15 protein-coding genes are annotated in these 11836 nt (G+C 70.5%); 8 read left to right on the top strand and 7 right to left on the bottom strand.

The window, feature by feature from the left end; genetic code table 11:
• Positions 1–344 precede the first annotated feature (344 nt).
• A complete protein-coding gene (locus ACWD12_RS08055) occupies positions 345–1286 on the bottom strand; it encodes an oxidoreductase (protein ID WP_450098839.1) in 942 nt (313 codons plus the stop codon).
• Between the two features lie 56 nt (positions 1287–1342).
• Here ACWD12_RS08055 and ACWD12_RS08060 point away from each other — a divergent pair, with 56 nt between their 5' ends.
• From ACWD12_RS08060 to ACWD12_RS08070, 3 genes are all read left to right on the top strand, one after another.
• Complete coding sequence (locus ACWD12_RS08060) at positions 1343–1972, top strand: TetR family transcriptional regulator (RefSeq protein ID WP_358357886.1); 630 nt, start codon at positions 1343–1345, stop codon at positions 1970–1972.
• Between the two features lie 154 nt (positions 1973–2126).
• Positions 2127–2966 carry a restriction endonuclease gene (locus tag ACWD12_RS08065; RefSeq protein ID WP_450098840.1) on the top strand — a complete coding sequence of 280 codons (840 nt, stop codon included), beginning with the start codon at positions 2127–2129 and terminating at the stop codon, positions 2964–2966.
• Positions 2967–3009: 43 nt separating this feature from the next.
• A complete protein-coding gene (locus ACWD12_RS08070; RefSeq protein ID WP_450098841.1) occupies positions 3010–4068 on the top strand; it encodes a Gfo/Idh/MocA family protein in 1059 nt (352 codons plus the stop codon).
• 78 nt (positions 4069–4146) lie between these two features.
• Here ACWD12_RS08070 and ACWD12_RS08075 read toward each other — a convergent pair whose 3' ends face one another.
• The 5 genes from ACWD12_RS08075 to ACWD12_RS08095 all read right to left on the bottom strand — a co-directional run bounded on the left by ACWD12_RS08075 (position 4147) and on the right by ACWD12_RS08095 (position 7610).
• Entirely contained in the window at positions 4147–4896 is a 750-nt protein-coding gene (locus ACWD12_RS08075; RefSeq protein ID WP_450098842.1) for a hypothetical protein, read from the bottom strand.
• A gap of 73 nt (positions 4897–4969) precedes the next feature.
• Positions 4970–5653, bottom strand: a complete 684-nt coding sequence (locus ACWD12_RS08080; RefSeq protein WP_450098843.1) for a hypothetical protein — start codon at positions 5651–5653, stop codon at positions 4970–4972.
• Between the two features lie 147 nt (positions 5654–5800).
• Positions 5801–6565 (bottom strand): SDR family oxidoreductase, encoded by a 765-nt coding sequence (locus tag ACWD12_RS08085; protein ID WP_450098844.1) that lies wholly within the window; start codon positions 6563–6565, stop codon positions 5801–5803.
• Positions 6562–6882 (bottom strand): DUF397 domain-containing protein, encoded by a 321-nt coding sequence (locus ACWD12_RS08090; RefSeq protein WP_450098845.1) that lies wholly within the window; start codon positions 6880–6882, stop codon positions 6562–6564. The genes ACWD12_RS08085 and ACWD12_RS08090 overlap by 4 nt, the downstream gene beginning before the upstream one ends.
• Positions 6792–7610, bottom strand: coding sequence for a helix-turn-helix domain-containing protein (locus tag ACWD12_RS08095; RefSeq protein ID WP_450098846.1), 819 nt, complete (start codon positions 7608–7610; stop codon positions 6792–6794). The genes ACWD12_RS08090 and ACWD12_RS08095 overlap by 91 nt, the downstream gene beginning before the upstream one ends.
• Before the next feature lie 121 nt (positions 7611–7731).
• On the opposite strand from ACWD12_RS08095, the gene ACWD12_RS08100 reads away from it, so the two are divergent.
• The 4 genes from ACWD12_RS08100 to ACWD12_RS08115 all read left to right on the top strand — a co-directional run bounded on the left by ACWD12_RS08100 (position 7732) and on the right by ACWD12_RS08115 (position 10363).
• Complete coding sequence (locus ACWD12_RS08100; protein WP_450098847.1) at positions 7732–8145, top strand: ATP-binding protein; 414 nt, start codon at positions 7732–7734, stop codon at positions 8143–8145.
• A 74-nt stretch (positions 8146–8219) separates the two neighbouring features.
• Complete coding sequence (locus ACWD12_RS08105; RefSeq protein WP_450098848.1) at positions 8220–8846, top strand: hypothetical protein; 627 nt, start codon at positions 8220–8222, stop codon at positions 8844–8846.
• A 79-nt stretch (positions 8847–8925) separates the two neighbouring features.
• Complete coding sequence (locus tag ACWD12_RS08110) at positions 8926–9816, top strand: hypothetical protein (RefSeq protein WP_450098849.1); 891 nt, start codon at positions 8926–8928, stop codon at positions 9814–9816.
• Positions 9817–9964: 148 nt separating this feature from the next.
• Positions 9965–10363, top strand: coding sequence for a RidA family protein (locus ACWD12_RS08115; protein WP_358357860.1), 399 nt, complete (start codon positions 9965–9967; stop codon positions 10361–10363).
• Positions 10364–10379: 16 nt separating this feature from the next.
• Here the strand turns inward: ACWD12_RS08115 and ACWD12_RS08120 are convergent, their stop codons facing one another.
• Entirely contained in the window at positions 10380–10787 is a 408-nt protein-coding gene (locus tag ACWD12_RS08120) for a RidA family protein (RefSeq protein WP_450098850.1), read from the bottom strand.
• Between the two features lie 299 nt (positions 10788–11086).
• Between ACWD12_RS08120 and ACWD12_RS08125 the strand changes: the two genes are divergently transcribed.
• Positions 11087–11815, top strand: coding sequence for an HhH-GPD-type base excision DNA repair protein (locus tag ACWD12_RS08125; protein WP_435839114.1), 729 nt, complete (start codon positions 11087–11089; stop codon positions 11813–11815).
• Positions 11816–11836 lie beyond the last annotated feature (21 nt).

Genomic DNA, 11836 nt, shown 5'->3' on the forward strand with positions numbered 1-11836 from the left:
CCCCGGCACGCCTCCCACGCGGCCGCGACCACCCGCGCGTACGGGCCCGAGCTCGAGATTCGGGCTGTGCCGGTTGCCGTTGTAGTGCATGACGACGCAGGCCCGCTGCCGAGGCCGCAGCAGCGCAAGTGACGCGGCGAGGGTCACGCGCTCACACACCTCACCCGAGGCGTCGCGTACGTCGGACGCCGTCACCAGCCGCGGCAACGCCCGGTGCCAGCGCGCCGCCCGGCGGGACCGGTCGATGACCAGGTTGACCATGATCAGGTTGGGTCGCGCGGCGCTAAGAGGCAGTGGGCTGTCCCATGAGGCGACGGGCGGTGCCGAGAGCGGGCGGGCAAGCGCTACGGGGCGACGGGAGCGGGGAGGGCGAAGCGTACGCCGGTGGCGTGCTCGGACAGCTCCCACAGGCGCCGCGCGGTGTCGGGGTCGGCCGCGTCGCGGGACAGTTCCACCCGCTTCGGCGCGCCGCGCAGTTCGGCCGGGCCGTCGGGTCCGATGAAGTCACCGCTCGCGACGTTCGGTTCGGTGGCCGCGTAGAGCTGCGGCAGGGCACCTCGGGCAGGGCTCTGGGCCAGCAGCGGATTGCCGATGCGGCCGAGGAGCACGCGCCACAGACCGACCGTGCCGTTCATCTGGAGGTTCGTGGCGGTGTAGCCCGGGTGGGCGAGGACGCTCCGCACCGGGCTCCCGGCCGCGGCCAGCCGCAGATGAAGCTCTCGACCGAATACGGCGTTGGCCAGCTTCGACTGGTTGTAGAACCCCATGGGCGAGTAGCTCCGCTCGCCGGCTATGTCGTCGAAGTACATGCGGGCCTTGCGGTGGTTGACCGAACTCACCGTCACCACGCGCGGATCCGCCGCACCGGCCATCAGTCCGAGCAGCAGACCGGTCAGCGCGAAGTGCCCGAGGTGGTTTGCGGCGAACTGGAGTTCGTGGCCCTGGGCGCTGAGCGTACGCGGCGGCGCCATGACACCCGCGTTGTTGAGGAGCACGTCTACCGCCCGACGCTCGGCGCGGAGCCGGTCGGCGAAGGCGCGGACCGAGTCGAGATCGGCGAGGTCGAGGGGGCGGACCTCGACGGAGGCGTGCGGGTGTTCCGCGGTGATGTCGGCCGCCGCGGCACGGCCCTTGGCCTCGTCCCGGACGGCGAGGACGACGTGCCCGCCCTTGCGGGCCAGCGCCCTGGCACTCGCGAGCCCCAGGCCGCTGTTGGCCCCGGTGACGACGAACACCCGGCCGGTCTGGTCCGGGATGTGATCGGAGGTCCAGCGTTCATTCGGCATGCGACACAAGATGCCTCGCATGTCACTCGGTGTCAATCTGCATCTGAGTGCCATCCATGGCATTGCGGTACCATGCCGGAGTGAGTTCCCGCCCCGAAGTGACCATGGCCGAACGCAAGCGCCGACTCGTCTCCGACGAACTGACCGAGGCCGCACTGCAACTACTGGCAGGCAAGGGGTTCGACGCGGTCACGGTCGACGAGATCGTGGCCGCGGCGGGCGTGTCGAAGCGGACGTTCTTCCGCTACTTCGCGTCGAAGGAGGACGTGGTCGTACAGTTCCTCGCCGACCTGGGCGCCGGGATCCGCGACGAACTGGCGGCGAGGCCGGCCGACGAGCCGCCGTCGGTCGCGCTGCGGCACGCGGTGCTGGTTCCCGTCGCGGCCTGCGGCGAGCAGTCCGACCGGGCGCTGGCCGTGGTGCAGTTGATTCTGCGTACGCCCGCACTGCACGCACGGTTCCTGGAACGCCAGGCGCAGTGGCGCGAGGAACTGACCGCCGAACTGGCCCACCGCCTGGGCCTCGACGCGGACACCGACCTCTACCCGCGCCTGGCCGCGGGCATGGCCGTCACCGCCTTCGACGCCGTTCTGCACCGCTGGAGCGACAGCGACGGCGCGGACGACGCCCGCGCGTTGACCGACCGGGCGTTCGCCGTCATCGCCCCCGCGCTCGACGCCGTCTGAGCCGAGCGTCGCCGCCCGACAACGACATTCCTGACGTCCATCACGCCCGTCACTCCGCTCACTTCCACCACTCCCGCGCTTGAAGTCGATCTTGCCGGGCAATGTGCGCAACAGCGCCAGGTGGCGGCGGATCGCGTGCAGGGGGTGGGTGGGCATGAGCAACACACATCATGTGCAGGGTGGTTCGGCGGGTTGGCGGCGCGCCAGGCGGACGAGGCGGTCAGGGCAGGCGAGCCACACGCGACAAGCAAGGCAGGCGAGGCGGGCGCGCGGATCGTCGCTGCCGAGCCCCCGACTCGCCCGGCTGTACGGGCAACTCACCGTCGCCTTCCTCATCGCGGCAAGTGCCGCCACCTACTTCCGCGCCTGGCGGGTGCTGGCCGGAGTCGCCGCCATCACGGGTGCGGTGGTCGTGCTGGCGGTGGGCGTCTCGTCGATACGTCGCACCGTACGCCGGGGCCTGCTCTCCGACCCCGCTCTGGACCCCGCGCTGGACCCGGAGCTGGACCCGGCGGTGGACCCCATCCTGGAAGCGGCGCCGGAACCAGCCGTCGTGCCCCCTTCGCTGACGGACGTGGACCTCATGGACGGCCCCGAGTTCGAGCGCCACGTCGGGGCACTGTGCCTGCGCGACGGCTGCATCGAGGTACGCATCGACGGCGGCGCCGGCGATCTCGGCGCCGACGTCACCGCCCACCTGCCCGACGGCCGGCTGCTCGTGGTCCAGTGCAAGCGCTACGCGGCCGACCGCGGCGTCGGCAGCCCCGACATGCAGCGCTTCGTCGGCACCGCACGCCCTGTCCACGGGGCGGACGTCGCCCTCTTCGCCGCGTCCACCCGCTTCACCGAACCGGCGCTCGAACTCGCGCTCTCCCAGGGCATCGTGGTCGTCGACCGCGACCTCCTCGCGCAGTGGATGGACGGTACGCCGCTGACCGCGATCATCGACGGGGCCGAAGCGGACTTCGCCGCCGAGGGCTGGGTCCCGGCCTGAATTCCGTTTGGCCCGCGCCGCCGCCGTGGTGCAGCCTGAGGCGATGCGCATCGGGATCATCGGCTTGCGAATGGGTCTCCACCTCGGCGAATGGTGCCGAAGGCTCGGAATGGACGTGGCCGCGGCGTGCGACCGCGACCCGACGGCCCTCGCGGCGGCGGCCGACGCGCTCCCGGCCGCGGCACTGACCACCGACTGGCGCGACCTGCTCGGCCAAGGGCTCGACGGCGTGGTGCTGGCCAACGACTTCGACGCGCACGCGCCGCTCGCCGTCGAATTCCTCGCGCGCGGCGTGCACGTGCTGTCCGAGTCGGCCGCGTGCACGAGCGCCCAGGAGGCCAAGGACCTCGTCGAAGCAGCCGAACAGTCGTCCGCCACCTACTCGTTCGCCGAGAACTACGTGGTGCACCCGCACGTCCGCCTGCTGCACGAGACGATCCGCGCGGGGCACCTCGGCCGCATCAGCCTCATCGAGGCCGACTACCTGCATGCCATGGCTCCGGAGACAGTCGCCGCGCTGATCGGCGACCCCGGGCACTGGCGCGGCCGGATCGCGCCGACCGCGTACTGCACGCACACCCTGTCGCCGGTCCTCGCGCTCACCGAGGCGTGGCCGGTCGAGGTGACCGCCTTCCATGCGGACGACGCGGACCCGCGCGCGGCCGTGGTGATGGCCGTACGCCTGTCCACCGGCGCCCTCGCGATCACCCGGCACGGCTTCCTGCAAGGCGAACCCGACAGCCACTGGAGCTGGGTGTCGGTACGCGGCACCCGCGCACTCGCCGAGTCGGTCCGCGCCGGGGGCGACCGCGCCTGGTCGGTACGCGTCCGCCGCGAGCCCTGGGCCTCCCCCGACGCCGCCGTCCACGACGCCGAACTCGTCCCGCCGCGCCTGCTGGTGGGCGGTGCCGAGATCGAACGCAAGGCCGAGGGGACCGTACGCCTGCTCCAGGGGTTCCGCGCCACCGTCGAGGACGGCGCTGCGCCGCTGGTGCCGGTACGCCCGGCCGTCGCCGCGTCGCTCGTCGGCGTCGCGGGCGCCGAGTCCCTGGCGGCCGGTTCGCGGCCGGTGGCGGTGCCGGACTTCTCGGGGCAGGGCTGAGCGCAACGCACCCGGCCCCGCCCCGAGCCTCCGTCAGGTGCTGGATCAGGTGCGCAAGTGCGGCAGGTGGGGCTGCGGTCAGGCCCAGAGCCAGTTGGCCGCGAGGGCGGCGAAGGCGGCTTCCTCGCTCGCCGCCCGCAGCAGACGCATCTCCTTGTGGAAGTTGAAGATCACACCGGTGACGGGTATTGCCGGCTGGTCCGCGACGGTCATCAGCGTTCCCGGAGGCATCGTGAAACGCCCGATTCCCCAGGCACTCCCCCGGGACGATGTCTCCGCCTCCTCATGCCAGGCGAGTTCGGCGCGCAAGCCGGGGAGGGTGGCGATCGGATTCTGTCGGCTGTCGAGAAAGACCACGCTGTGGCTGCCGTCGTGGATGGCCTGCCACTGCCCCTCATCGAGGACGGGAGCGTCAGGCGCCTGCCGAAACTCCTGTCGGGACACGATGGCCACGTCGTGCCCCCAACTGTCCGCGCCGGTGGAACGAACGTTCAGGATACGGATGTTCCGCAGGTACGCCGCCTGAACGGCGGCTCCGGCGGGCTTGCGGCGTGAGCAGAGGAACGTCGCGGGCTGCCCGTCGTCGGCGGTCGCTCCCACCCGGGCGGCCAAGGCGGCCGTCTGCTCGACGTCCTCGACCGTGACCGTCGCGTCCAGCGAACCCGCGTCGACGAGGGCCACCACCGCACTGCGCCCGTCGTCGGCGCGGCCTACCAGCCAGCGCCCGTCCGCCGACGTCCGGACCTGCCAGATGTCGTCCTCCGCGATCAGCGCTCGGGCGAATCCGCCGAGGAACTTCCGATATCCGCCGTGCTCAGCCTGTGCCATGGCCGGTGATCGTACGGCCCGGTCCGGACACGCCGGAATGGCCTCGGACGGCATTCAACGCGGCACGCCGCCGTCAGGACGAGGCGCGCTCCAGGCCGGCGGGCTCCTCGTCCTCGGTGCGGCGTACGACCACCGCGACGGTCACGGCCATGACCGCCATGCCGCCCGCGCCGAGGCCCATCGCGGCACCGGGGTCGAGTGCCGCGACGGTGCCCAGGCTCGGCGCCACGCGGTTGGCGGGGTCGTAGACGGCGAGGAAGCGCTCACCCGGCGGGCCGGGGCACGGGTCGGAGCCGCGAAGCTCCTCGCGTTCCCCGTCCGGGAGTTCGACCAGACAGGTGGTCTTGGGGTCGGCCCCGCGCGTCACTTCGCGCGTGCGCTCCTCGACGACGGTCACGGTGCCGTCCTTGCCGAAGGCGTACATGTAGAGGTCGTACGCCTGGAGTGCCGACGCAAGCAGGAGCACGCCGCCGAGCGCCCCGGGCACCAAAACGCGCCACGGGCGCGGGTGCAGGTGCCGCAGGACGTAGTAGCGCAGCAGCGCGAGTTGGAACAGCAGCGGCGCGGCGACGAGGACTCCCTCGGCCATCCCGCCTTCGAGGAACGTGCTGTTGAGGCCGTACGCCTGCACCGGCCAGCACAGCACGCACACGCCGAGGAAAAACACGGCGCGCAAGGCGAGAGTGTGGTGGTCGACGGCGGGCAGCCGCCAGCGGGGCAGGATTCGTGCGGTGAGGTGTCGTACGGGGGCGGGCATGATCCACCGTCCATGGCCAACGCTGTGCGAACAACGTTCTACCGGCAAGCCTATGCCGCCGCATCGTAGGCGAGCGAGTAGCAGAAGTGGACAGGTTCAGGCCGAAGTTCACGCAAGCGTGTCCTGCGGCGCGGGCCCCGCCGGACGCTACCGGGACAGGTAAGAACCGCCGTCGACCGCGAGGGTGGCGCCGGTGATGTAGGAGGCGGCGTCGGAGGCGAGGAAGAGGACCGCGTCGGCGACTTCGTGTCGGGTGCCGGGCCGGCCGAGGGGGCTGTGGGTCCGGGTGCCGGTCACGGCGGTGACGCGGCTGTAGCCCTCGGTCCCGGTCATGCTGCCGGGGGCGACGACGTTGACGCGTACGCCGTCCTTGCCCCACTCGATGGCGCAGGTACGGGAGAGGGCGTCGACGCCGGCCTTCGCGGAGGCGACATGGGCCTGCATCGCCATGCCGGTGTACTGGATGGTGGCGGAAATGTTGACGATGGTGCCGCCGTGGTCGGCGAGGTACGCGTCGTAGCACGCGCGCGAGACGTTGAAGGTGCCGAGCAGGTCGATGTCGACGACTGCCTTGAAGCCGTTGGGGCTGAGGCCGGTGAGCGGGGCCGGGAAGTTGCCCGCGGCGTTGTTGACGACGATGTCCAGGCGGCCGTAGGCGTCGAGGGTTTCGGCGACGACGCGCTGCACCTGGGTCATGTCGCGGACGTCGCAGACGCCGTAGCGCGCGTCGATGCCCTGGGAGAGCAGTTCCTTGACGGCCGGGCGGAGGTTGTCCTCCTTGCGGGAGCAGATGGCGACCTTGGCTCCGTGGCGGCCGAGCGTACGGGCGATTTCGAGGCCGAGCCCGGTGGCCCCACCGGTGACGAGGGCGACGCGGTCGGCGAGGAGGTCTTCGCGGAAGAACGTCGTCATCGGCTGCTCGCGGAAACGAACGCGGCCCACCGCGCCGCCGGGAATTCGAGGTGCGGCGAGTCGGGGACCTTGCTGTCGCGAACCCCGGTGAGGGTGTCGGCAATCGGGGCGACCTCGACACACATGCCGCCTTCGTTGTTGCTGTAGCTCGACTTACGCCAGGTAGCCACCTCGACACACTCCCCACCATCGCTGCTGCTGTACGAGGACTTCCGCCAAACCGGACTCACATGGCCTCCAACACGTCTCGAATGATCTTGCGCGATTCTTCCGGTGACGCCGCTACCGCGCGCAAGAGCTCGAACTTCCGCACGCACTGTGCCACGCGCTCAGGATCAACGATGGCGTGCCCGCCCGCCATACCTTCGACGTACGAGATGTCTGGACCGTCCTCGAACCGCATCAGCTGGCTGAAGCCGTCGACACCAGGGCTCGGTTCACCACGCAGTCGCAGGATCTGGACGCAGACCTTTGGAAGCCGCGACACGTCGAGGATGTGTCGGAGCTGCTCCATCATCACCTCGCGACCCGCGAAGCCACGCAGCAACACCGCTTCGTCGATGACGAACCAGACAGCGGGTCTGACTTCGGCACGCAGGACCGTCTGCCGCGCCATTCGGGCCTCTACCGCCGCTTCGACGAAGTCCTCCTCCCTGTCCGGCTGACCTGCGCGGACCACCGCACGCGCGTATTCGGGCGTCTGCAAAAGACCGGGGACCACCATGGTCGCGAAGTAACTCAGTTCCTTCGCCATCCGTTCCAGCCGTGCGATCTCCTCGAAGAAGGCTGCGAACCCGCTGCGCCGCACAAGCGGCCACATTCGCGCGAACTCGCCGCTGGTCCCCAGAATTTCGTCGGCGCGCGTCGCAAGCTCCAAGCTCGGCGCACGCAGTGCCTGCTCGATGTAGGCCACCAGAGACGGCGAGCAATACAACTTCGCCGCCAGCGCGTCCTGCGACAGCCCTGCCCGCTCGCGCCAGTAGCGCAGCTCCGCGCCGAAGAACGCCAGCGCCGAGGCCGACCCGTCCAGTTCCTTAGGTGGCATGTCCGACCACCCCTCCCCACTAACCAGGTGTCAAGGGCAGCCCCCTGCCCGAGCCTAGGTCCGCCCCTCCAACCTTGGTAGCGATTCGGACACATTCAGTGATCGCACCGGAGGACCCGTCGTGCCCCAGCGCCAGCCCACGCCACCCCTGCTCGACCGGGCCCACTTCCTCCCCGTGGCCGAATCCGTACCCGCCGCACGGAAGTTCGTCGCACACACGCTCGACACCTGGGCACTCCCCCACCTCCGCGAGGACGCCTGCCTCTGCGTCAGCGAACTCGTCACCAATGCGGTCACCCACGCGTACGCCGTCCTCGTCAACGTCACCCTCACGCTCCACGGGGACCGCCTCCGCATCGAGGTCACCGACGACGAGCCGGCAAACCCGCCGCCCAACCGCATTCCCTCCCCCGCCCCCGACGACGAAGGCGGCCGCGGACTCCTGCTCATCGCGGCGCTGGGCGTCGCCTCCGGCTGGACCACGACCCTGCGTACGAAGACGGCATGGGTCGAGTTTCCACTCGCCACCACTTGACGGCTAACGGCGTTAGCCTCATGCTTGTGACATCAAGCTAACGCCGTTAGCCGCCAAGCCGCAGAGGATCGACCATGGCCACCAACACCGCCGCCGTCAGCCGTCGTTCGCGCATCGCCCTGCCGACCGTCACGGCCGGATACACCCACGCCGCTGCCTGGGTCGCCGCCCTCGCCGTCAGCTGGGGCAAGACCCCCGAGTTGGGCGACGACAACGCCGCGGTCGCCGCCGCGTACGCCGACAACGGCCCCGTCGCAATCGCGCAGTCCGTCCTCACCCACGGCATCGCCGCCGCCGCTGTCGCCGTCGTCGCGATGGCCCTTCTTGCCCACGGCCGCCGCCTCGCCGGGTGGACCGCCGCAACCGCCGCCGCCCTCGCGTTCGGCCAACTCGTCCTTGAGCAGGCCGCGACAGCCGCGAGCGACCCCGAGCGCGCGGGCGGCCTGTTCAACCTCGCGCTCCGTGTCGACGGCGTGAAGATGTTCGCGTTCGCCGCCGTCGCGACGCTGACCGCGCCGCTCCTGGCCAAGACCTGGCAGCGCTGGGTCGCGTACGCCACTGCCGCGACCATCACGGCCTCCGGCGTCGGCTACCTGCTGCTCGCCCCGTCGCTCGGCGCGGCCGCCATGCTCTCCCTGCCGCTGCTGCTCGTCTGGGTTGCCGTCCTCGCCGTCCGCCTGGGTCGAGGGACCTCCCTCTGACGAGGAGCAAGTCCCTTGGGATCCTTGGCTTCAGAGACAAGGAAGCGTGCGGCAAGGACGACCGCAAGGGAGGGGCACCATGCCCTGGTGGACCGAGCAGATCCTCATCGGAACGGCTGCGTGGACGGCGGTCACGGTCGCCGTCGCCGCCGCGCTGTTCCACACCCGGCGCAAGCGCGACGCACGCGATTCCGAGATCGTCGACCGGGTGCTCACCCACGACATCTCGCTGTACCAGGCCACGGAGTTCACGCGGACCAACGGCACCGAGGTCGCGGTGTGGCTGCTGCTCGAAGCCGGCTACGTGGACGTCGCGCGCGACGGACGCATCCGCGCGACGGTGGCGTCGATCACCCGGCAGCGCCCTGAAGTCGACGATCCCGCGCAGGCCGCGATCCTCGACTTCCTGCGGCGGCACCCGTCAGGCCGAAAACTGCACGAGATCATGGACGACCCGACGTGCAGCGGCGTCCGCGAACTGCGCCCGGACCTCAGGGAGTCGTTCCCGGAACTGAAGGCGGTCACCCGCGGTGGCGTGCGCGGCCCGGCGATGACCGCCGCGTACCTGATCCCGATCGCGGCGGCCGTCAGCGCCGTCGTCCACGCGACCGGCACCGCCGCCGACTACCGGGCCGAGGCGGTCTTCTACTGGACGGCCGCGACGATCGCCGGCCTGATCGCCCTGCCGATCACCGCCTCCCGAATGTTCCCCCGCTACCGGGGACTCGGCATCCACCGCCGACTCGACGAGCACTGCGAGCGTTTGCTCGCAACCCGGTTCGCGACGCTCGGGTTCGAGGAGGAGCGCAGGTCGGCAGGCGTATACCGGACGAAGGCCCCGGCGTACTCCCCCACCCGATCGAGCGGGTCCGGCAGCTCGTGCAGCTCCACCGCCGTCGACGTAGGCAGTTCCAGCTGCGGAAGCTCATGCAGCAGCAGTAGCTGCGGTGGCGGAAGCAGTTGCAGCTGAACACCGCCGCCACCCCGAACAACACGTCACGCCCCCGCCCCGGCGGGGGCTTTTGCGTGCTTGCACTTTCTTATTCTGGATGTCTAATATCCAGAATAGAAAAGTGATCAAGTTCCCGAACCGCTGATCCCGAACCCAGGAGCCCGAAGTGACCCACACCATCAGCAACCCGAGCAGCCTCCACAACCCGGTCGGCTACGGCTACAGCCACGTCGCGAGCGCGCCCGCCGCGGACCTGGTCTTCGTCGCCGGGCAGTACGCGTCCGACGTCGAAGGGCACGTCGTGTCGGACGACTTCGCCGCGCAGGTCGCCCAGTCCTTCGACAACATCGGGCGCGCGCTCGCATCGGAAGGGCTCGACTTCAGCCATGTCGTGCAGTTGCGGACGTACATCGTCGGCCACGACGAGTCCAAGCTGACCGCACTCCTGGAGGTCATCTCCCGCATCTGGGGCGACACTCCCCCGACGCAGACCCTCCTCGGCGTCGCCGCCCTCGCCCTTCCCGACATGCTCTTCGAGGTCGACGCGGTCGCCGTACGACCCTGACGACCCGCGGCGACGGTCAGTCGAGCACGGCGGCCACGGCCTCGACCTCCACCAACTGGTCCTGATAGCCGAGCACGGTGACGCCCATGAGCGTGCTCGGGACGTCGTGGTCGCCGAAGGCGTCCCGGACGACCTCCCAGGCCGCCACCAAGTCCTCCTGGCGTGAAGAGGCCACCAGTACGCGCGTGCTGATGACGTCTTCGAGCACCGCCGCCGCGTCGCCCAGCGCGGTGTGCAGGTTCTCGATGCACTTGGCGGCCTGCCCGGCGAAATCGCCGACCGCCGCCGTCGACCCGTCCTCGTTCAGCGGACACGAGCCGGCCAGGAAGATCAGGCGGGCCCCGGCCGGGGCGGTGGCGGCGTAGGCGTACTCGGCGACTCCGGACAGGGACGCGGAACGGATCAAGGTCACGGCACGGGGCACGGGGTTCCCTTTCGCAGCGTTCGACGGACTCGTGTGATCCCTGCGACCCTCTCAAAGCTCTCGCCATATCTCGCCCGGTTTGCTCCCGACACGGGCCAGCGCCCGCCGATCGCCCCGAAGTTGGTGCACCGGGACTCAGACCTGGGTCCGTCCGATCTCCTGAGTCTCCCGGCCCCTGACGACGGTCGCCCCGCGGCGAGGGCGACCGCCGTCAGGGCTCACCGCCGCGGTGCCGACCCCGGACGCGGGAGGCAGCGCGTCGCGTAGCGGGGAACAGGGGGTGTCGGGAAAATGGGGGGATGACCACGACGATCCGTCTTGCCCAGGAGCCCGAGGCCGACGCGTTGCTGGCGCGCAGTCCGCTGGCCGCGTTGGTGGGGATGCTGCTCGACCAGCAGATCCCGATGGAGTGGGCCTTCGCCGGGCCGTATACGCTCGCGCGGCGGATGAATGCGGACGACCTGGACGCGCACGACATCGCGGCGTACGAGCCGGAGGCGTTCGCGGCGCTGATGTCGGAGAAGCCGGCCGTGCACCGCTATCCCGGGTCGATGGCCAAGCGCGTGCAGCAGCTCTGCCAATACCTGGTGGACCACTACGACGGCGACGCGGCGGCGGTGTGGAAGGACGTCAAGAGCGGTGCCGAGCTGTTCACGCGGCTGAGCGAACTGCCGGGCTACGGAAAGCAGAAGGCGCAGATCTTCACGGCGCTGCTCGGCAAGCAGTACGGCGTGGCGCCGAAGGGCTGGCGCGAGGCGGCCGGCGCCTACGGAGAGCAGGGCTCCTTCCGCTCGGTCGCGGACATCACCGGGCCCGAGTCGCTGGAGAAGGTACGCGCGACCAAGCAGGAGGCGAAGAAAGCCGCCAAGGAGGCCGCGGGGGCCAAGGGGGCGGCGGCCCCGAAGAAGACGGGGACCAAGACGGCCGCGACGAAGAAGACCGCGACCGAGAAGGCGTCGGCGAAGAAGACCGCGACCGCCAAAACCGCGGCCAAGACTGCGACCAAGACCGCGGCCAAGAAGAAGTGACGTAGCGCGCGCAGCGGCGAG

The organism is Streptodolium elevatio (assembly GCF_053592165.1).

Excerpts from the sequence above, each read along its gene's own strand:
- ACWD12_RS08080 (WP_450098843.1), bottom strand. The coding sequence starts at position 5,653 with ATGCCCGCCCCCGTACGACACCTCACCGCACGAATCCTGCCCCGCTGG.
- ACWD12_RS08095 (WP_450098846.1), bottom strand. The coding sequence starts at position 7,610 with ATGCCACCTAAGGAACTGGACGGGTCGGCCTCGGCGCTGGCGTTCTTC.
- ACWD12_RS08125 (WP_435839114.1), top strand. The coding sequence starts at position 11,087 with ATGACCACGACGATCCGTCTTGCCCAGGAGCCCGAGGCCGACGCGTTG.
- ACWD12_RS08085 (WP_450098844.1), bottom strand. The coding sequence starts at position 6,565 with ATGACGACGTTCTTCCGCGAAGACCTCCTCGCCGACCGCGTCGCCCTC.
- ACWD12_RS08060 (WP_358357886.1), top strand. The coding sequence starts at position 1,343 with ATGGCATTGCGGTACCATGCCGGAGTGAGTTCCCGCCCCGAAGTGACC.
- ACWD12_RS08110 (WP_450098849.1), top strand. The coding sequence starts at position 8,926 with ATGCCCTGGTGGACCGAGCAGATCCTCATCGGAACGGCTGCGTGGACG.
- ACWD12_RS08055 (WP_450098839.1), bottom strand. The coding sequence starts at position 1,286 with ATGCCGAATGAACGCTGGACCTCCGATCACATCCCGGACCAGACCGGC.
- ACWD12_RS08065 (WP_450098840.1), top strand. The coding sequence starts at position 2,127 with ATGAGCAACACACATCATGTGCAGGGTGGTTCGGCGGGTTGGCGGCGC.
- ACWD12_RS08105 (WP_450098848.1), top strand. The coding sequence starts at position 8,220 with ATGGCCACCAACACCGCCGCCGTCAGCCGTCGTTCGCGCATCGCCCTG.
- ACWD12_RS08070 (WP_450098841.1), top strand. The coding sequence starts at position 3,010 with ATGCGCATCGGGATCATCGGCTTGCGAATGGGTCTCCACCTCGGCGAA.
- ACWD12_RS08075 (WP_450098842.1), bottom strand. The coding sequence starts at position 4,896 with ATGGCACAGGCTGAGCACGGCGGATATCGGAAGTTCCTCGGCGGATTC.